Source organism: Fibrobacter sp. UBA4309 (assembly GCF_002395745.1).
Classification (GTDB): Bacteria; Fibrobacterota; Fibrobacteria; order Fibrobacterales; family Fibrobacteraceae; genus Fibrobacter.
The window spans coordinates 1-21,732 of record NZ_DGUN01000042.1 but is presented as its reverse complement, the minus strand read 5'-3'; the positions used below and the strand labels follow the sequence as shown (position 1 = coordinate 21,732).

The 21,732-nt window shown below is 55.7% G+C and carries 7 protein-coding genes; 5 read left to right on the top strand and 2 right to left on the bottom strand.

Annotated elements, in window-relative coordinates; translation table 11 throughout:
* Positions 1-299 precede the first annotated feature (299 nt).
* Both B3M32_RS04645 and B3M32_RS04640 read left to right on the top strand, forming a co-directional pair.
* Positions 300-7,637: a tandem-95 repeat protein gene (locus B3M32_RS04645; protein WP_290743893.1), complete on the top strand. Its 7,338-nt coding sequence runs from the start codon at positions 300-302 to the stop codon at positions 7,635-7,637.
* Between the two features lie 212 nt (positions 7,638-7,849).
* A complete protein-coding gene (locus B3M32_RS04640) occupies positions 7,850-10,687 on the top strand; it encodes a hypothetical protein (RefSeq protein WP_290743891.1) in 2,838 nt (945 codons plus the stop codon).
* A 74-nt stretch (positions 10,688-10,761) separates the two neighbouring features.
* On the opposite strand, the gene B3M32_RS04635 is transcribed toward B3M32_RS04640, so the two are convergent.
* Positions 10,762-12,360 carry an ABC-F family ATP-binding cassette domain-containing protein gene (locus B3M32_RS04635; RefSeq protein WP_290743890.1) on the bottom strand — a complete coding sequence of 533 codons (1,599 nt, stop codon included), beginning with the start codon at positions 12,358-12,360 and terminating at the stop codon, positions 10,762-10,764.
* 282 nt (positions 12,361-12,642) lie between these two features.
* Complete coding sequence (locus B3M32_RS04630) at positions 12,643-17,076, bottom strand: acyl-CoA dehydratase activase (protein WP_290743889.1); 4,434 nt, start codon at positions 17,074-17,076, stop codon at positions 12,643-12,645.
* 230 nt (positions 17,077-17,306) lie between these two features.
* Between B3M32_RS04630 and B3M32_RS04625 the strand changes: the two genes are divergently transcribed.
* The 3 genes from B3M32_RS04625 to B3M32_RS04615 form a co-directional block, all read left to right on the top strand.
* Complete coding sequence (locus B3M32_RS04625) at positions 17,307-20,426, top strand: CotH kinase family protein (protein WP_290743888.1); 3,120 nt, start codon at positions 17,307-17,309, stop codon at positions 20,424-20,426.
* Between the two features lie 37 nt (positions 20,427-20,463).
* Positions 20,464-20,874: a Holliday junction resolvase RuvX gene (ruvX, locus tag B3M32_RS04620; protein ID WP_290743887.1), complete on the top strand. Its 411-nt coding sequence runs from the start codon at positions 20,464-20,466 to the stop codon at positions 20,872-20,874.
* A 64-nt stretch (positions 20,875-20,938) separates the two neighbouring features.
* A partial coding sequence (locus tag B3M32_RS04615) for an amino acid--tRNA ligase-related protein (RefSeq protein WP_290743886.1) occupies positions 20,939-21,732 on the top strand: 794 nt, incomplete at its 3' end.

The following is a 21,732-nucleotide window of genomic DNA, read 5'->3' as shown; positions in this document are numbered from 1 at the left end:
AAGCCTTTTTGGGGCATGAACCCGCCTTTTGGAACCGTAGGTCCAGATATAAAAATCGGGGAATTTGAACAGATTTTTCCATTTTTAACGTAAGTCCTTGATACTCAACGACTTACGTGGGCCTGTTTCAGAAAAACGGGATTTTTTGCGAAAAAATCAAAAAAACTTTCCAAATTTTAACATAAAACGGCTATATTTTGTGACTGTTATCACGCATGGTATACAAGCGTGTTTGTTGTTTTTTGCATCAGAGCATGAATAATGAATTGCTTGTGGAATGTATTTGTGGGAGATCATAAATGAAACGAATGAATTGGACAATTGCGGCGCTCGTTGCCTCGGCTGGCATCCTGTCGACTGCAGTTATCGCTCAAGACAAGAATCAGGCTGCATCTGTTGAAAATAATGCACCCATGGTGAACGGAATTCCTGGTGAATCGATCCAGGAAGGCGGCAAGTTCGCCTCGATTAAGCTGGATAGCTATGTATCCGATGATATGGACAAGCCTGCGCAGATCAAGTGGTCTGTTTCGGGCAACAAGAGCTTGAAGGTGAATATTTCCAACGACCATGTCGCAACGATTACCGTTCCTGACCAGTACTGGAACGGCGAAGAAAACATTACGTTCGCTGCGACCGACACCAAAGGAGCGGTCGGTTCCGAAACGGTGACGTTCACCGTGGAATCCGTGAATAACCCGCCCGCCGTTTCCCAGATTCCGGACCAGACCGTCGACGAAGGTAAGCAGTTTACCAAGATTAAACTCGACGATTTCGTGAAGGACCCGGACCACCCGAAGGACCAGATTCTTTGGGAATTCGACATCCAACCGGTGGGCAAGGATCAAGCTGACGGCGACCTCAATGTCGAGATCGACCCGAAGCGCGTTGCGACCATCATTGTCCCGGATGCCCATTGGTATGGTGCGGCAAAGATCAAGTTTACCGCGACCGACGGCGAATACGCTAGCGATTCCAAGACCGCCACGTTCACCGTGAAGCCGATTAACGACGCCCCGATTCTGCAGAAGATTCCGAGCCAGACCATCGAAGAAAAGAACGAATTCGAATCTATCTCCCTGTCCGATTTCGTTAGCGATGTCGATGACGACGTCTCCAAGCTCAAGTGGACTGTCACCGGCAACAAGGACCTCAAGTTCGATATCGACAAGTACGGTACCGCAAACATCAAGATTCCGAACGAATTCTGGAACGGTTCCGAAACGGTGACCTTCACGGTGGCTGACCCGGCCGGTGCTTCCGCCAAGGCGACCGCGACCTTTACGGTCAAGTCCGTGAACGATGCTCCCGAGTTCGTGAAGGACGTCCAGGACCAGACGATTGACGAAAAGCAGGAGTTCAAGCCGATTGAACTGGACAAGCTGGTCAAGGATCCCGATCATGCGTATGAACAACTTAAGTGGACTGTTTCTGGCAACAAGGACCTGAAGGTCAACATCAGCGGGAAGACCGCTACGGTGGCTATTCCGAGCAAGCTCTGGAACGGTTCCGAAACTATCAAGTTCAAGGTTTGCGACCCGGATGGCGCTTGCGTCGAATCCGAAGCTCCGTTCACCGTGAACTCCGTGAACGACAAGCCTGAATTCGTGAAGCAGATTCCGAACCAGACCATCGACGAAAAGAAAACTTTCGCCAAGGTCAAGCTCGACGAATTCGTGAAGGATGCCGACCACAAGAATTCCGAACTCTCCTGGGAAGCCGACGTGAAGCATGTGGGCAAGGAACCGGAAACCGGTACGCTCATGGTCAACATCGACGAAACCCGCACGGCTTCTGTCGAGATTCCTGACAAGTACTGGAACGGTGCTGCCGAAGTAACGTTTACTTGCACCGACCCGGATGGCGCCTCCATCAAGCAGAAGGTGACCTTTACGGTGAAGTCCATCAACGATATTCCTGTGTTCAAGAAGATTGCCGACCAGACTGTCGAAGAAAAGACTGAACTTTCTTCCATCGTTCTCGATGAATACGTGAGCGATGCCGACCACGACCTCTCCAAGCTCAAGTTCGAGGTTGCCGGCAATAAGGACATCAAGGTCAACATCAACGCCAAGACTCGCGAAGTTTCTTTCAAGACCCCGAGCGAACTCTGGAATGGTGCCGAAAACATTACTATTACTGCTACCGACCCGGAAGGCGGCAAGGCTTCTACTTCGTTCAAGCTCGCCGTGAAGTCTATCAATGACCCGCCGGCAATGAAGGACATCCCGGAACAGAACGTCAAGGAAAAGCAGGCGTTCAAGGATGTTGAACTCGACAAGTACGTGGAAGACCTCGACCACTCCAAGGACAAGCTCAAGTGGACCATTACTGGCAACCGCGAACTCAAGGTTGCCGTCGACGGCAACCGCGTGATGAAGGTGACTCCGCCGAGCCAGCAGTGGAACGGTTCCGAGACTCTCACCATCAAGGTGACCGACCCGGAAGGCGCTACCGACGAACGCTCTGTCGCCTACACGGTTGAATCCGTGAACGACGTTCCTGAATTTACGAAGCAGGTGGTCGCCCAGACTATCAAGGAAAAGGGCCAGTTCCAGCCGATCAAGCTCGGCGAAATGGTTCGCGACCTCGACAACAAGCTCTCTGACCTCCAGTTCGCAGTTGACGTGAAGCCGACTACTAAGGGCAAGGATGGCGAACTCTCCGTGGAAATTGACGCACAGCATGTCGCCAAGATCAATATTCCGAACAAGTTCTGGAACGGCGCTGCAGAAATCACGTTCACCGTGACCGACCCGGAAGGCGCCAAGGCTACTTCCAAGGCCCTCTTCACGGTGCAGTCCGTGAACGACGTCCCGACTCTCAAGAAGATTCCGGACCAGATGATCGAAGAGAAGCAGACCTTCGCTTCTATCAACCTGGCTGAACTCGCTCAGGATCCGGATCACGCTTTCAACCAGCTCAAGTGGACTGTTGCCGGCAACAAGGCCTTGAAAATCGACATCGACAAGAACGGTGTCGCAACGGTCAAGGCTCCGTCTCCGATGTGGAACGGTTCCGAAAAGGTGACCTTCACCGTGACTGACCCGGAAGGCGCTTCTGCCAAGTCCGACGCCGTGTTCACCGTGAAGTCCATCAACGACCAGCCGATTATGAAGGACATCCCGAGCCAGAAGATCAAGGAAAAGGAATCGTTCAAGACGATTGCCCTCGATGACTTCGTGAGCGATCAGGACCACGAGAAGAACCAGCTCAAGTGGACGTTCGCTGGCCAGAAGGATTTGAAGATTGCCATGGACGCAAAGCACGTCGTGACGATCACGCCGCCGACCAAGTTCTGGCACGGTTCCGAAACGGTGACCTTCACCGTGACCGACCCGGAAGGCGCTATGGACAAGCGTACCGTTACGTTCACTGCCGAATCAGTGAACGATCCTCCGGTATTCACCAAGCCCATCAAGGACCAGACCATTCAGGAAAAGCGTGAATTCGCTATTATCAATCTCGCCGACATCGTGACGGATCCGGACCACAAGCCGGAACAGCTCACTTGGAGCTTCGACGTGAAGCCGGCCAAGGGTGCCGCCAAGGGCTATACCCCGAAGCTGTCCGTGAAGGTTGACGAAAAGCGCATGGCACGTATCGTGATTCCGGACAAGTTCTGGAATGGTTCCGAACAGATTACATTCAACGTCGTTGACCCGGATGGCGGCAAGGCCAGCTGCACTGCCGTCTTTACGGTGACCTCCGTGAACGATGCCCCGGCCATCGGCAAGATTGCCGACCAGGTGGTCGAAGAAAAGCAGGGCTTCGCCGCATTCAACCTGAATGATCTTATCAAGGATCCGGACCATCCGTTCGAAAAGTTGAAGATTGAAGTTTCCGGCAACAAGGAATTGAAGGTGAACATCGGCAAGGATGGTGCCGTGTCCGTTGTCGCTCCGAACAAGATGTGGAACGGCACCGAGAAGATCACGTTCACCGTGACCGACCCGGAAGGCGCTTCTGCCAAGACGACGGCAAGCTATACTGTGAAGTCCATCAATGACCCGCCGGTCATGAAGGACATTGCCGACCAGACCATCAAGGAAAAGGGAAGCTTCAAGTCCATTGCTCTTGATAACTTCGTCGAAGATCTTGACCACCCGAAGAACAAGCTCAAGTGGAAGATCGAAGGTGCCAAGGAACTCAAGGTTGCCATGGATGCCGGCCACAACGTGACTGTCACTCCGCCGAACCCGAACTGGCATGGTTCCGAAACGGTGAAATTCACCGTGACCGACCCGGAAGGCGCTTTCGCGAGCAAGAGCGTGAAGTTCACTGTCGAATCCGTGAACGACGCTCCGGCATTTGTCAAGGAACTCAAGGACCAGTCTATCGACGAGAAGAAGCAGTTCCAGCAGATCAAGCTTGCTGACCTCGTGAAGGACCCGGACCACAAGATTACCGAACTCGCCTGGAGCTTCGACGTGAAGCCGATCAAGGCCGGTGCCGCCGCTCCGGCTGCCAAGAAGGGCAAGAAGGGCAAGGCTGAAGAGCCCAAGGCTCCTGCCGGCGAAACCCTCAAGGTGACTGTCGACAAGAACCAGGTGGCCACCATCGCTATCCCGAACAAGTTCTGGAACGGTGCCGCGAACATCACGTTCACCGTGACCGACCCGGAAGGCGCCAAGGTCTCCAAGACTGCCCGCTTCGAAGTCCGCTCCATCAACGACCCGCCGAAGATTTCCGAAAGGGCTCCGCAGGGTGAAACGGTTCGCGAAGGCGGCCGCTTCAAGACGATCGACCTCGCAAGCCTCGCCGAAGATCCGGACCACCCGGCTACCAGCCTCAAGTGGAGCATTTCCGGCAACAAGCAGCTCAAGGCCGAAATCCGCAAGGACAATACCGTGATCGTGTCCGTTCCGAACGACCAGTGGAATGGCAAGGAAACTCTGACGTTCACCGTGACCGACCCGGAAGGCGCTTCTGCAAGTCACAGGATGAACTTCGAAGTGACCCGCGTGAACGATCCTCCTGTTCTTGTGAAGAAGATTCCTGACCAGAAAATCAAGGAGAAGGAATCCTTCAAGCAGATCAAGCTTGACGAATTCGTGAAGGACCCGGATAACAAGCCCAATGATCTCAAGTGGACTGTTTCCGGCAACAAGAAACTCAAGGCCGAAATTTCTTCTAGCCGCATTTTGACCGTCTCTGCTCCGGATGCGCACTTCTGGTGCGCTCCTGAAACCATGGTCCTCGAAGTCAAGGACCCGGATGGTGCCGCTACTTCCCAGATGGTGACCTTCGAAATCACCTCCGTGAACGACGCTCCGGTGCTGAAAGATATCCCGGGCCAGAAGATCAGGGAAAAGGGCCAGTTCAAGGATATCGATCTGAACAAGTTCGTGAACGACCCGGACCACAAGAACGAACAGCTTAGCTGGGAAGTCAAGGTGACGAAGGTCGGCGGTGCTGCTCCTGCTCCGAAGAAGAAGGCTCCGCCCAAAAAGGCTGCCAAGAAGGGCAAGAAGGGCGCCAAGGAAGAACCTGCTGTCGAAGAGAAACCGGCTCCGGTTGACGACTTCCAGGTCGAAATCGATAGCAAGAACATTGCCCATATCAAGATTGCTGACAAGTACTGGCATGGCGAACGCAACGTGACCTTCACGGTGAAGGACCCGGAAGGCGCTTCTGCCTCCAAGACGGTGAACTTCCTCGTGGAATCCGTGAACGATGCTCCGGAAATCAAGCAGATTCCTATCCAGAATATCCAGGAAAAGGAATCCTTCAAGCCGCTCGACCTGGCCCAGTACGTATCCGATCCGGATCATCCGATTGGCGCCCTCAAGTTCAACGTGGGCCCGACCCGCTTCTTGAAGGCTTCCGTCAACAACAAGAACCAGTTGGTCGTTTCTACTCCGGACAAGTTCTGGAACGGTTCCGAAAAGATCAAGCTCGACGTGGTTGACCCGGAAGGCGCAAGGGCTACCGTGCAGGTTGTCTACGAAGTGACCCCGGTGAACGACCCGCCGACCGTGAAGTCTATCGCTGGCCAGAGGGTCAAGGAAAAGGAAAAGTTCGAACCGATCGACCTCTCCAAGGTTGCAGTCGACCCGGATAACAAGCCGAATGAACTCAAGTGGAGCGTTTCCGGCAACAAGGACCTCAAGGTCGATGTGAAGGGAACCCGCGCCATGGTGCTGACTCCGAACCCGAACTGGAATGGCAAGGAAACCCTGACCTTCACGGTGAAGGATCCGGCTGGTGCAAGCGCCTCTACGAAGGCTACCTTCGAAGTGATTCCGGTGAACGATCCTCCGACCCTCAAGCCGGTCCAACCGTTCGTCATCGAAGAAAAGAAGACGTTCGCTCCTGTCGACTTCAGCAAGTTCGTGAGCGATCCGGACAACAAGCTTGAAGAACTCAAGTGGACTCTCGACGATGCCACCCCGGGTTCCGCTTCTGCCGGAAAGGGCAAGAAGGGCAAGGGTGCCGCAGCGAAGGGCCCGACCGTCAAGCACGAAATCATCTTCAATATTGACGAGAAGGGCGTGCTGACTGCCGAAATCCCGAACAAGTACTGGAACGGTACCGAAACGGTGGCTGTGAACGTGTTCGACCCGGCCGGCGAAAAGGCCAGCGTCAACGTGAAGTTCACGGTGAAGCCGGTGAACGATCCTCCTGTCGTGAAGGAAATTCCTGGCCAGGAAACCCTGGAAGGCAAGGCATTCAAGCCCATCAAGCTCGATCAGTACGTTTCTGACCCGGATCACAAGGTTCATGAAATCAAGTGGAAGATTTCTGGCGCCAAGAACCTCGAAGCCATGGTTTCCGGTGGCCGCGAAGCGGTTATCAGGCCCAAGAAGTCCGACTGGTTCGGTGAAGAAACCCTCGTGTTCACCGCTAGCGACCCGTCCGGTGCAACTGACAAGACTGTTGCCAAGTTCGTCGTGAAGCATGTGAATGCGGCTCCGGTCATGCGCGATATTCCTGACTACACCATCAAGGAAGACGACCACGGTGGAGTCATCGCTACGATCAAGCTGGACCAGTTTGCCCGCGACAAAGATCACCGCTTCGAAGAACTTAAGTGGACCTTTACCGGCAACAAGTATCTGGATGTGAAGTACGACAAGTTCAAGAGAACTGTGACTGTTGCCCAGCCGCACGAAAACTGGAACGGCAAGCCGGAACGCATCACGTTCACGGTGACCGACCCGGATGGTGCCAAGGCCAGCAAGTCCGCCCTCTTCACTGTGATTCCGGTGAACGATCCTCCTGAAGCCAAGGCTCAGACCTACATGACCCAGGAAGGCGATCCGCTGAAGGTTTCCGCTTCCGATGGTCTCATGTCCGGCGTGATGGATCCGGATGGCGAAAAGCCAGTGTCTGTCCAGCTCGTCCAGAAGCCGCACAACGGCAAGATCAACCTGAACGAACGTGACGGTTCCTTCGAGTACATCCCGAACAAGGGATTCTCTGGCCTCGATGAATTCTCCTTCAAGGTGAAGGATCCGGGTGGAGTCTACTCCAAGGTCACCACTGCCGAAGTGAACGTTACCTTCAAGATGAAGGATCTCCGCGGTGGCGAGAAGAAGGCTGAAGCGAAGAAGGACGAGCCGAAGGACGACGATGAAGACAATGCTCCGGCCAAGGGTAAAAAGAAGAAAGGCAAGAAGGGCAAAAGGAGGTAGTCTCTAACGCCCCATGCTTGAATTTAAAATGCTCCCGCCATGGCGGGAGCGTTTTTTTTTCGGGACTATTTGCCTCGAATTGCGGCTCTTGCGTTGAGATTTTTTCATCGCAAATTCCTTTGAAAAAGGGACTTTTTGAGATTTTTCGCTTTCCAGGATATACCTTTAAAGAGGTGATGGTCCCTTGTGGGTCCTTTTAAAAGTGGGTGTTTATGGTTACAAAAATCCTTAAAGTTTTGACTTTGACCTCCTTGGGCATGGGGCTTTGCGGAACCGCGTTTGCGGCGACGGCAGAGTCCGAATTCTCCTGGAGCAACGTATGCATGGGTGGCGGCGGTTTTGTATCGGCGGTCGTTGCGTCGCCTGCTGCCGAGAACCTCTTTTACGCGCGTACCGACGTAGGCGGCGCCTACCGTTGGGAAGAAACCTCCAAGTCCTGGGTCTCGATGATGGATTGGGTCGATGTGACGGAACGCGGGCTCTTGGGCATTGAAGCCATTGTCGCTGACCCGAAGGACGGCGACAAGGTCTACATGATGGCTGGCACCAGCTACTGGAACAACGGACGCTCGGCGTTTTTGCGTTCCGGTGATCGCGGCAAGTCGTGGGAAGTGCTTTACACTTGGGACTCGACTGGCGAAAAGGGCGGCGTTGTGACCCGCTTTGGCATGCACGGCAACGGCATGGGTCGCGGTAACGGCGAGGCCTTGGCCGTTGACCCGAATAATACCGACATCATGTTCTACGGCTCCAAGAACAAGGGCCTCTGGAAATCGACGGATAACGGTTCGAGCTGGAGCCATGTGGATGCGTGGACGACCGCTGCCGGGAGCGACACCACTTGGAACGGCTCGGGCTTTAGCTTTGTGACTTTTGCACCGGGATCTTCCAAGGTGCTTTACGCCGGTTTCCTCCGCGAAGGGACGACCAAAAACAAGACCTTTGAAAACGTATTCACTTCGACGGATGGCGGAGCCTCCTGGAAGGCGATTCCGATTCCCGATGCCTTGCGCACGACAGCGGGCGGCGGCATTGTTCGCCTGATGCCGCAACGCGCCGTAGTCTCGAAGGACGGCAACACCTTGACCATTACGTTTGCCGACGGTGCAGGGCCGCATGCCATGGCGTGGGACGAAGGCTGGGGCCCCATTTGGGATGGCTTTGGCCGCGGTGCGGTGCTCCAGTACGACGTGGCTGCCGCCACTTGGAAGGACGTTTCTCCCGAAGACTACATTGACGACGGCAACACGACTGTTTCCGAATTCGACCAGACTTCTTACGAGAACGCGGATAGCTCCTACAAGTTTATCGCCCCCTATGGCGGTATTACCATCAATCCGAACGACAGCAAGGAAATGGTCGTGACTACCGAGGGCTATCGCGGTCCGCAGTTCTGGTACGCGGATACGGACGACGGGAAAGGCAAGTGGAGCGACCAGTGGGGCTCCAACATTTTCCACACGACCGACGGCGGCGAAACCTGGGTGGCGAGCTTCAAGTACTATTGGATGGAAGGCGGCTTTTACCCGACTACGCAGCAGATGGATGCGAACGGCATCGGCTGGATGCACAACGGCTCCATTCACTGGGCGGGGAGCATTGTCATGGACCCCAATAACCATGAACGCGTCTTTGTGACTTCGGGTAACGGCATTTTCCGCACCGACAATTTAAGCGATTATGTGTATAAGGAAGCTGAAAATTCCTGGGAGGAGCCGACCCTGACCATGAACCAGGTGTGGCATTTTAACGCCCACGGTGTTGAAGAGACGGTGCCCTTCGAGGTGGTGAGCATTCCGGGCGGTCCCATGATTTCGGTGATCGGCGACTACGACGGGTTCCGCCATGAAGACATTACCAAGTACCCCGCCAGCCGCCATGTGACGGAAGTTCCTGGTGTCTCGACCTCGCTGGGGACTACCACCGGCCTTGCCTACGCCCCAAAGAAAGGAACCTTGGTGAAGGTGACGGCGACGCGCGAGTACAAGGGCCAGTATAGCAACATTCCCATAGACCCAATCCAGATTTCCAACGACTCCGGCCGCACTTGGACGGTTTCGGCTTATGGAAAATTGTCTGCGGATTTCGCCGAAGGCACTGCTGCAATTTCTACCGATGGTTCTGTGGTGCTTTGGGTGCCGGGCAAGGGCTCGACTACCGTGTATCGTAACGAAAGCTCCAACTGGGACGAGGTCACGGGCATTACTGCAAGTGCCTTCGTGGTGGGCGACCCCGAGAATGCGGATGTGTTCTATGCCTACGACCGTACCACGGGCAAGTTCTACAAGAGTACGGACAAGGGTAAATCCTTTGCTGAGGTTTCGGCTCCTGGCGTAAGCAATTTCAAGAAGTTCCGCGCCATTCCTGGCTTTGAAGGCGACTTGTGGATCCCGGTTGCGGTGCAAGACGAAAATGGCAACCCGAAGGACGGTTCACTTTTGCATTCGACGGATGGCGGCAAGACCTGGAGCAAGGTCGAGGGCGTCGGTTACTGCGAAGCGGTGGGCTTTGGCGCTCCGAAGGCGAAGGGCGGCTACCCGGCCATTTACGTTTATGCCCTGGTCGGCAAGACGATGGGCGTTTTTGGTAGCGACGACAAGGGCGCCACCTGGGCCCGTGTGAACGATGACGGCCATGAATATGGCGGCCTTGCAAACGGCGAGTTCGTAATGGGCGACATGAACACCTACGGCGTGGTTTACATGAGTACGGCCGGTCGAGGCATTGCGGTTCGTGTCCCCAGTGACTGGAATATGGGATCGTCGAACTCTGGCGGGACAATGGTTGTCAAGGCGCAACCCAAGGGTACTTTCGCAAACCCCACGGCGAGCGTCAAGTATGTGGGAGGGAACCTGGAACTGCACTTGGAGAGCGCCAACGTCCGTGTGTCAGTATTCGACATGCATGGCCGCGAGATTTCTTCCAAGAGGTATAGCAGTTCTGTGACGCTTCCGCTCAAGCAGATTGTGCCTGCTCGCGGTAATTACCTTGTGCGCGTGGATGACGGAAAGCGTCTCCTGTTCAATAACCGCGTGATAGTGACGCGCTAAATGGCGCTTCCATAAAAGCTAACGCCTTGAGATTCAGGGCGTAAAAAAGGTCCCATCTAGGGACCTTTTTTGAATTACTTCTTTTTGGCTTTGGTCTTGGTTTCGAGCCATTCGTCGAAGGTGATGCTGCGGTCGAGTACGCCATCCGGCGTGAGTTCCAGGACGCGGTTTGCGACCGTCTGGACGAATTCGTGGTCCTGCGAACAGAAGATGATGGGACCCTGGAATGCCGTGAGGCCGTTGTTGAGGGCCGTGATGGCTTCCAAGTCGAGGTGTGCCGTCGGTTCGTCGAGCAACAGGCAGTTCGCGTTGCTGAGCATCATGCGGCTGAGCATGCAGCGCACCTTCTCGCCACCGCTGAGCACATTTGCGCTCTTGAGGGCTTCTTCGCCGGTGAAGAGCATGCGGCCGAGGAACCCGCGGATGAACGTTTCGTCCTGTTCCTTGCTGTACTGGCGTAGCCAATCCACGAGGGAGAGGTCGGTATTGAAATAGGCGTCGTTGTTCTTGGGGAAATAGCTGTAGCTGATGGTGTTGCCCCACTTGAGCACGCCTTCGGGAGCCTTGGTTTCTTCGGCGATGAGCTGGAAGAAGGCCGTCTTGAGCGTGTCGTATTCGCCGACGAGGGCGACCTTGTCGCCGCTGTTGAGGCTAAAGTCGAGTCCCTTGCAGACGATGCCGTCGCCACCGTCGATGGTCGCGTTCTTGACTTCGAGCACGATCTTGCCCGGTTCGCGGTCCATCTTGAAGTTGACCCACGGGAACTTGCGGCTCGAAGCCGGCATTTCTTCGACGGTCATCTTGTCCAAAAGCTTCTTGCGGCTGGTGGCCTGCTTGGCCTTGGCGGCGTTACTGGCGAAGCGGCGGATGAACGCCTTCAATTCTTCGATCTTTTCTTCGGCGCGGCGGTTCTGGTCCTTTCTCTGCTTCTGGGCCAATTGGCTCGCTGCGTACCAGAATTCGTAGTTACCGCCGTAAATGTTGATCTTGCCGTAGTCGATATCGCAGGTGTGGGTGCAGACCGCGTTGAGGAAGTGACGGTCGTGGCTCACCACGATGACGATATTCTCGAAGCGTTCGAGGTAGTCTTCGAGCCAGCCGACGGTTTCCAAATCCAAGTGGTTCGTCGGTTCGTCGAGCAAAAGGATGTCGGGGTTGCCGAACAGGGCCTGGGCGAGGAGGACGCGGATTTTCTGGCCGCCGTCGAGGTCCGCCATGAGGCTGTAGTGGAATTCTTCGGGGATGCCGAGGCCCTTGAGGAGCACCGCGGCGTTGGAGTCGGCTTCGTAACCGCCGATTTCGCCGAAGCGGGTCTCGATTTCCATGGCCTGCATGCCCTGTTCTTCCGTCATTTCGGGCAGGGCGTAGAGTTCGTCGCGCTTCTTGCCGAGCTCGTAGAGTTCGGGGAAGCCCATCATGACGGTTTCGAGGACGGTGTTCTGTTCGTAGGCGAAGTGGTCCTGCTTCAGGACGGCGATACGTTCGCCCGGATCCTTGGTGACTTCGCCGGTGTTGGGCTCGAGTTCGCCCGAAAGGATTTTCAGGAACGTGGACTTTCCGGCGCCGTTCGCGCCGATGACTCCGTAGCAGTTGCCGCGCTTGAACGAGAGGTTCACTTCCTTGAAGAGGACGCGGCTACCGTATTGAAGACTGACATTAGAGACGTTGAGCATTTAGTTAATTGATGATTGATGATGGATGATTGATGATTAATTGTTGTTAGGAAGAATTTTTGATGTTTTGATTATTTTCGTAATAATCTTGATAATAGATTCATTTTCCTCGTAGATTTCTTTGAATAGGTTTTCTTTAAGGAATGATGTTTCCTTAAGTAATTAAAGATAAAGATGGATAATTTGGATGGCGAAGGCTTTTGTTTTTTCGGCAATTAAATTGTCTTTCTTCATAAAGCTCTTCCGCCAGAATACAAATTATCCATTATCATTTATCCATTATCAATTGTTATTCGCTTTCTCCAACTCGCGGGCGTTGATAATCAGCATCTGCAGTCTGTTCTCGATGTTCGCGAAGCTTGTGTCCGGATCGTAGTCGAGACTCAGGATTTGCACGTGCGGGCAACGTTCCTTCACGGCCTTGGTGAGGCCGCGTCCGCTGATGTGGTTGGCAAGGCATGCGAACGGCTGCAAGATGATGAAGCTGTTCACGCCGTGCTTCGAGTTGTAGAGGATTTCGCCCGGGATGAGCCATCCTTCGCCTGTGTTGTAAGTCGGGTCGATGATGTCGGAGATGTAGTCCTTGAGTTCCAGACAGTCGGCGTGATGCTCGTAGAGCTTGAAGTTTTTCATCACGTTCTGCACGCAACCGGATGCATGGGTATACGCCTTGGAGGTGATGCCCCCTTCGACGCGGTCCATGATGGGGTTCGCGGAGAACCCGCGCTTGAGCTTCTCGGCGCGCACGACCTCGTCGACGCGGAAGAAGTCGAGCATGCCCGGCAGATAGACTTCCATGCCGTTGTCCATCAGGTACTTTTCCACGAAGCCGTTGGCACTCGGGTGGTAGTTCATCAGGATTTCGCCAAGCACGGCCACGCGCGGCTTGCGGATGCCCTTCTTGCGGTCTTCGGTAATCTCGACGGTGTTGAACGCCTCCACGCAGGCGGCGAACATGTCGAGCACCTTCTTGGGCATGCGGAGCTCGGTTTTCTTGAGCTGGGCTGCCATGCTCATCAGGAGCGGCATCCAGTGGTCGTACACCTTCTGCGTGTCACCCTTGTTCACTTCGTAGGGCAGCAGCGCACGGTACATGATTTCGATGGCATCCATGAACACGATGCCCCACAGCATGTGCAGGCGGAAGTCGAGACCTACGGTGAATCCCGGATGGATTCCCTTGTAGTCGGTACCCGTCGTGATGATGGAGACATCCTTGAAGCCAGCTTCGTCGAGCGCCTTGCGGGCGAGTACGGGATACTGCACTGCACGGCAGTTCTCGCAGTTCTTCGCGAGGCACATGGAGACTTCGGTCGGCTTGATTTCGGGGTGGTTCACAAGCCACTTGAGGCATTCGCCGATGTTCACCTGGCAGGGGAAGCAGATGTCGTTGTGCACAAACTTCTTGCCGAGTTCGATGGCTTCCTTGTCGGCTACGGGCAGGTATTCGGCCATGTAGCCCTTCGCCTTGATGTATTCGCTGGCGAGCACGGAGAAGGCCGGAGAAAGGTTCGGCGTGAGGATCTTGCGGCGGGTCTTGTCGGAATCGACGAACGGCGTATGGTAAAGCGGTTCGTTGCTTTCGGGCTTTTCGGGCAGGTTCGCCGCACGGCGGGCCTTCACGGTCTCGATGAAACTCTTGATGCGGATTCCCACGGGGCCGCGGGCATCGCCTTCATCGAGCTTGAGCATGAGCATTTCCTTGTTGGAATCGCGGTGCATCATGCGCATCATTTCGTCGGTCAGGATGGAGTCGTGGCCGCAGCCGAAGCTCACGATCTGGGCGAGTTCCACGTTCGGGTCCTTCGCGGCGATCATCGTGGCGCCGATCATGCGCAGGTGGAACGTATTCTTGATTTCCACGCGGGTATGGGTCGGCACGTCCTGGTCATAGACGCCCGGGAGCGACTCGGTGGTGAGCACCGGGATTCCCATGGCGGTAAAGTGGCTTGCGATGTTGTGGTTGATGAGCATGTCCGCATGGTACGGGCGGCCTGCGATCACCACGGCAAAGCTGTTCTTCGCACGGACTTCGTCGAGCACCTTCTGGCCTTCTTCCAGGAGTGTCGTGCGGTAATTGTTGAGGGCCTTTTCGCCTTCGGTGACCGCCTTGGCGAGAAGCTTTTTGTCGAGTTTCCAGTTCTCGTGGAACCAGTCGATGGTCTGGCTTCTGCGGAGCTTGGCGTTGAACCAGTGGAAAATCGGCTGGTCCATGGGGACGCCGTAATTCTTGGCGGGTTCGTCGGTGTTCTTGCAGACGTTGGGGTAGGCCTGCACCACCGGGCACACGGAGGTGGCCGTGAACTTGGTGTGGTCACTCGGGACGGCGACCATCATCGGGAAGAATATGCGGTCGACCTTTTTCTCGATAAGGCTGAGCACGTGGCCGTGCACGAGCTTGGCCGGGAAGCAGACCGTGTCACTGGGCACGCTGTGGAGGCCGGCTTCGAACATCTTGTAGTCGCTCTGGCGACTCACCACGACGGTGTAGCCGAGGCTCGTGAAGAATGCCTTCCAGTAGGGGAGCGATGCCCAGAATTCGAGCACGCGCGGGATACCGATGGTCTTGCCGTTGTTGGGGGCGAGCTTGGCCGGGGCGTAGTCCTTCACCAACAGCTGGTTCGTGCGCTTGATCATGTCGGGCACGGAGAGCATCTTCTTGTTGATTTCGGCTATGAGTGCCTTCGTCTTCGGGTCGTTCGGGTCGGCAGTGACTTCACCGCGTTCGCAGCGGTTGCCGGTGACGAAGCTCTGGCCGTCGCTGAACGTGACGATGGTGCGGGAGCAGTGGTTGGTGCAGTACTGGCAGAGTTGGCCCGGCTGGTTGTGCCAGCTGAAGGTCTTCATGGCCTCGAGGCCGATAAAGCTGGTCTTCAGGTCCGGTTCGGTCTTGCGTCTCTCTTCCATGAACTTCTTGGTGAGCAGAGCGATACCGATAGCGCCCATTTCGCCCGGGCGTTCCGGACGGATGGGCTTGAGGCCCGTGTACTGTTCGAAGGCGCGGAGCACCGCGTTGTTCTTGAACGTACCGCCCTGCACCACGACCTTCTTGCCGAGGGTGTTCAGGTTGCGGATACGGATAACTTTCGTAAAGACGTTGTTGATGATGGAACGGCAGATGCCCGCGATGATGTCTTCGGGCTGCTTGCCGTCGCGCTGTTCCGTGATGATGGAACTGTTCATGAACACGGTGCAGCGGCTGCCGAGCTGAGAGGGGCTCTTTGCATTGAAAGCCATCTCGGCAATCTTTTCCATCGGGATGCCGAGGCTGCGGGCGTAGGTCTCGATGAAGGAGCCGCAACCCGAGGAGCACGCCTCGTTCAGGATGATGCCGGTGACGACGCCGTCTTGCACGGAAATGGCCTTCATGTCCTGGCCGCCGATATCGAGGATAAAGCTTACGTCGGGGCAGATTTTTTGGGCGGCGTTCGCGTGCGCGACCGTTTCAACGGTGTGGTAGTCGGCATGCACGGCCTTCGCGAAGAGCTGTTCGCCGTAGCCGGTAGTACCCACGCCCAGAATGTTGAGCTTGCAGCCGTATTCTTCGTAGCGGTCGGCGAGCTCGTTCATGGCGCGCTTCAGCACGGCGAGTGGTTCGCCGTCGTTGCTCGCGTAGAACCCGTCAATCACCTTGTCCTGTTCGTCGAGCAATACGAACTTCGTGGTGGTGGAACCGGCGTCGATACCGAGGTACACGTTGAGTTCGGTACCGGAGGCGGGTTGCGGGTAATGGTTGTCGGCCATCTTGTGTTCTTCGAGGAACATCTTGTATTCGGCGTCGTTCTTGAAGAACAGGTCGGCGGCAGCCTTCGCCTTGTTTTCGGCCTGGCGGATTTCGTTGAAGTGCACGAGCGCGTCGAGCGAGCCTTCCTTGCGGTACTGGCATTCCTGGCCGGCGAACATGGAGCCGAGCGAGAGGGCCGCACCCATGGCGACGAGCACCTCGGAGTGTTCCGGCACGATGGCCTGTTCGTCGCTGATGCCCAGGCGTTCCTTGAACGCGCGCACGAGCGTCGGGTTAAACGTAAGGGGACCGCCTTCGAAAATCACGGGCGGCTTGATTTCCATGCCCTGGGCGAGACCGCCGATGGTCTGCTTCGCGATGGCGTGGAAGCTCGAAAGGGCGATATCTTCCTTGGCGACGCCGTTGTTGAGCATCGGCTGGATGTCGGTCTTGGCGAACACGCCGCAGCGGCCCGAAATCTCGTAGACCTTCTGGCCGCGCTTGGCAAAGCCTTCGAAGGCTTCCGTCTTGATGCGGAGAAGTTCGGCCACCTGGTCGATAAATGCGCCGGTACCGCCCGCGCACACGCCGTTCATGCGCATGTCGCTGGCGATGAGCTTGCCGGTGGTCTTGTCCTTTTCGAAGAAGACGACTTTCGCGTCCTGGCCGCCGAGTTCGATAGCTACTCGGGATTCGGGGTAGGTGGCGCGGACGGCGAGGGCGTTCGCGACGACTTCCTGCACAAAAAAGGCGTGTGTGGCTTCGGCGAAGGGCTGGCCGCCGCTTCCGCAGAAGGCGACCCTGAAATTCTTGTCCGGGAATAGCCCGTGGGCTTCCCTCAGTACCTCATGGACCTTTTTCGCCTGCATGGCGTTGTGGCGCTGGTACGTATAATGTAAAAGTTTGGAGGTCTCTGGATCGACAACGGCAATCTTGACGGTGGTGGAACCAACGTCCACGCCGACCCATAAATCGTTCTTGGATATGCTCATAGTGGGCGTAAAGATAGAAAAATAGTACCATTTTAATAGTTTTTTTTGCCCAGAAACCCGATGAGATGCACGATTTTCGCGATTATCGCCATGACTAACGGCTTGCAATTCCCGAGTGTGTAAAAATTTTTCGGTATAAAAAGAAAATTTTGCCTTATTTTTTCTGTAAAATTATATTGTGTATAAAAATATTTTCGTCTAAGGCGTATTTTTTTATCTATTTTTGAACCATGAATATTGGAAAAGTAGTCCTCGCGGGGTTTTGTGTTTGGGGGATTATGGGCGGCTTCGTCGCCTGTTCTGGTGATTCTACTAATAACGCGGCCGAAGAGCCCGAAGTCGGGGGGCTGCCTCCCGACCTTCCGGATTCCGTCCTGGTTGTCATGCCCGATGGCGGAACGGTCCTGGTTCCTAGCGATCAGGTCAAGGAGGGGGACGTTATCCTCTATTCGAGTTCTTCGATAGTCGTGGGCAATCTGAGCTCTGCGTCGGTGCCGCTTTCCAGTTCGGCAGTGAACGACAGTTACCAGGGCGACAAGGACAAGGGCGGCCACGACGGTCCGCTTGCCGGCGAAGATCCGGACCAGGTCATTATCGACGAACCCCTTTCCCGCGTGGAAGGCTTCCCGGTCATCTTTTCCGAGGTGTCCCCGGCGAACGCGAGCCTCAAGGACAATGACGGCAACGACCCGGCATGGGTCGAACTTTACAACACTAGCGACGCCCCGGTCGACTTGAAGGGCGTGGGCCTCACGAACGATGCCCGCATGCCCCGCCGCTGGGTGTTCGGCAACGCGACGATTCCCGCGAAGTCCCACATGGTGGTGTTCTTGTCGGGCAAGAATTATCCCGACTACATCCCGCCTTCCGATTCGGTGAACATGGTGAGCACCAACTGTAGTGCGCAGACGAGTTCTACGGGCGGTCAAGGTGGCATTGGCGGCCAGTGGGGCGGCAATACGGGCGCAACTTCGGGGCCGAATGTCGACAATCTTCCGGGCCAGTCCTCTATTTGCTTTAGCGAGAACGGAGGTGTTTCGTTCGGTAGCGTGATGAAGGTCAGTGCTGGCGGCATGGGTTTTGGTGGCAGCGGCTCTACATCGTCGTTCATGGTGAATACGAACGGTGCGACCAACCTGAGCAAGGCGAACCAGTTCGTGCTTCGCGGCATTATCGACAAGGGCCACAAGATTCGCATGAGCCTCAACGGTACCGGTGGCGACTGGAGCAAGAATCTCCGCGGTTCTGGCGAAGAACGCGTGTTCTACGTGAGGCTCAAGGAGAATGCGTCCAAGCTGGGCAACGTCTCCGGTTCCACGTTCACTCTCGAGACCGAAGGTAGCGAGACGACGACCATCAAGATGACGTCGTACATTGCCCGTAACCGCGGCCACGAACCGCATACGACCTTCAAGGCGGAAGACGGCGGCCAGCTGTTCCTGACAAACGATCAGAATGCGATTCTCGATTCCGTGACCTACGACGACGTTCCCAACGGGACGACTTGGTCCAGGAACGATGCCGGCGCATGGGGCATTGCGGACCCGACGCCGTACGGTAACACCCTTGGCGATGTCTTTGCGTCCCAGGTTCAGTCGGCAGAAACGTCCGTGCCGGCTTCCGGATTCTACAGCGGTTCGGTAAGCGTCACGCTCCCTGCGAATACGCGGTGCGAGCAGGGCGGTGCCGAGGCGACCCCGAACAGCGCGCTTGTGACGCAGACGCTCAACATCACTGCGAATACGGTGCTGCGTTGCCGTACCTACGGCGAGGGAATGTACCCGAGCGACGAGATTATCCGTACTTACGTGTTCGAGCAGCAGCCGTCGCTGGCCGCGCTTTTCGTGACGACGGATCCGCTCTCGATGTTTAGCCCCGATACCGGCCTCTACATGACGGGTAACGGAGCTTCCATGATGGACCCGAAGAAGGGTGCGAACTTCTGGAGCAACCGCGAACTTCCCGTATATGTCGAGTTGTTCGAACCGGGTTCCCCGAAAACTCCCGCGTTCAGCGTGATGGGCGACTACAAGATTACGGGCCAGTACAGCCGTGCGAAGGAGAAGAAGTCCTTTGCCGTCACTATGCGTGAGGAATACGGCAACAAGCGTCTCAAGTACCCGCTGTTCCCGGACTACCCGGAACTCAAGAAGTTCAAGGCGTTTTCGGTCAGGAACTTCGGTAACAACTGCGGCAACGACTACGTGCGCGACCGCCTTGGAACCCAGATGACAGAAGGCCTGGGCGTAGATTACCAGCGTGGGCGTTACGTGGTGGTGTACTATAACGGGCAGTACTACGGCCTGCACGACTTGCGCGAACGCAACAACGAATACTATTACGAAACCAAGTACGGTTATGATCCGGAGGATATTGATCTTCTCGCTACGACGTCGAGCGGGACCGACGAAGCTTCTGCCGGTTCGGCAGAAGACTACAAGGCCATGCTTAGCTGGCTGCAGAGCAATGAACTCACGAGCGACGCGAACTACCAGAAGATTGCCGACCAGGTGGACATCGATAACTACATGAACTACATGCAGGCGGAGATGTTCCTGAACAACGGTGACTGGCCGCACAACAATATGAAGAAGTGGCGTGTCGCAAGCCAGAAGGGCAAATGGAGATGGTTTATGTACGACGTGGACTTCGGTTTCGGCGTTTCGTACAACACCCAGAACGGCAACGTGTTCAGTTACGTGACCAACGCGAACGGCACGGGCGGCATGGGCGGTATGAATTTCGGTGACTGGGGTGGCGGCAACATGGGCGACTTTGGCGGCGGAAACTTCGGCGGTGGCCAGGTGGCCCCGGCACCCGGAGACGGCTCCATTTCGGCGCACACGATTCTCATGATCCGCTTGCTCGGCAACGAGGGCTTCAAGAAGGCGTTCATCAACCGCTACTGCGTGCTTCTCTCCATGAACTTCGCTGCCGACAGGCTCTTGAAGCAGATCGATGCGCTTCAGTCCCAGGTGCAGTCCGAGATGAACCGCGATATCGAATTCTGGAAATTCGAGGCGAACTCCTTCACTTCGAATCTCGAGACGATCAAGAACTTTGTGCAGTCCCGTCAGCAGACCATCATGGACGAGATGAAGAGCTATTTCAACTTGGGCGAGACTGCCCAGGTGACGCTCTCCACCCAGGGAAACGGAACCATCAAGGTGCATGGCCTCGCGCTTGACCAGTCGAGCATGGCTTTCAATTTCTTCAGGGATGTACCCGTGACGGTCACGGCCGAGCCCAAGTCCGGCGGCGTGTTCTCCAGCTGGAGCGACGGCAACACGGAAGCGACGCGTACGTTCGTTCCTGGCCAGGTTACTACGCTTACGGCGACATTCAAGTAATTCAGGTTCGACATAAAAAGTTATATTGCGGGGTAGTATGAACTACCTCGCTCTTGATTTTGGGGAACACCGGGTCGGAGTCGCTTTTGCGGACTCCGAGTTCCGTATGGCGTTTTCGCGCGAGACTATAGACCGCAAGACGACGGACCTGTTCGAACGCCTGGAACAGCTGGTGAAAATCAACAAGGTCGACGAGTTTGTCGTCGGGATGCCGTACCGCCCGGATGGCCGCATGGACGGCAAGAATCTGGTCGTGGAGGCTTTCGTGAAGGAACTGGCGGAACATTTCCCCGGAATGCCTATCCATACGCAGGACGAGGCCTATTCGAGCGTCCAGGCCCAGGAATGCACGGCGCACTTCAGCAAAAAGAAAAAGCAGAAGAACAAGGGCGTCATCGATCAGTTGGCCGCGGCAATCATATTGCAGCGTTGGCTAGACGGCCAGTAGTGTTGATTTTTCTATTTTTATACCGTTCAAATTTAAAGCGGTATTATCGCAGGAATAAACAAAAATGGCAATGCAAGACATGAATGACCAGGTGCAGGCTCGCCTCGCGAAGCTTGCGAAGTTCAAGGAAATGGGTGTGGAGGCTTATCCGCACAAGTTTAACCGCACGCACGATTCCGAGCTCCTTAAAGAAAACAAGGCATCCCTGATGGCCAGCGGCGAAGAAATCGCCTTCGCCGGCCGCGTGGTCCGTTTCAACCGCAAGGGCAAGATGTGCTTCATGCACCTCAAGGACCGCTATGGCCGTCTCCAGGTGGTCGTGGCCCGCGACGAAGTGGGCGAGGCGAACTACGAAATCGTGAAGATGATTGACCTCGGCGACTTTATCGGCGTGAACGGATCCATGTTCGAAACCCAGACGGGCGAGTATTCCGTGCACGTGAAGAAGGTGACGATGCTCAGCAAGGCCGTGCGTCCGCTTCCGGTCGCGAAGGAAAAGGTGGACGAGAACGGCAACAAGGTCGTGTTCAACGAATTTGCCGACGTGGATACCCGTTACCGCCAGCGCTATATCGACATGGCCCTGAACGACGACGTGAAGGACGTGTTCATCAAGCGCTTCAAGATTCTGCAGGCTATCCGCGAATACCTCATCGAGAAGGGCTTTATCGAGGTCGAGACCCCGACGCTCCAGCCGATTTACGGTGGCGCGAACGCCCGCCCGTTCACCACGCACCACAACGCCTGCGACATGACGCTCTACCTGCGCGTTGCCCCGGAACTCTACCTCAAGCGCTGCATCGTGGGCGGCATGGAAAAGGTTTTCGAATTCAGCAAGAACTTCCGTAACGAAGGCAT

Excerpts from the sequence above, each read along its gene's own strand:
- ruvX (WP_290743887.1), top strand. The coding sequence starts at position 20,464 with ATGAACTACCTCGCTCTTGATTTTGGGGAACACCGGGTCGGAGTCGCT.
- B3M32_RS04625 (WP_290743888.1), top strand. The coding sequence starts at position 17,307 with ATGAATATTGGAAAAGTAGTCCTCGCGGGGTTTTGTGTTTGGGGGATT.
- B3M32_RS04640 (WP_290743891.1), top strand. The coding sequence starts at position 7,850 with ATGGTTACAAAAATCCTTAAAGTTTTGACTTTGACCTCCTTGGGCATG.
- B3M32_RS04645 (WP_290743893.1), top strand. The coding sequence starts at position 300 with ATGAAACGAATGAATTGGACAATTGCGGCGCTCGTTGCCTCGGCTGGC.
- B3M32_RS04635 (WP_290743890.1), bottom strand. The coding sequence starts at position 12,360 with ATGCTCAACGTCTCTAATGTCAGTCTTCAATACGGTAGCCGCGTCCTC.
- B3M32_RS04630 (WP_290743889.1), bottom strand. The coding sequence starts at position 17,076 with ATGAGCATATCCAAGAACGATTTATGGGTCGGCGTGGACGTTGGTTCC.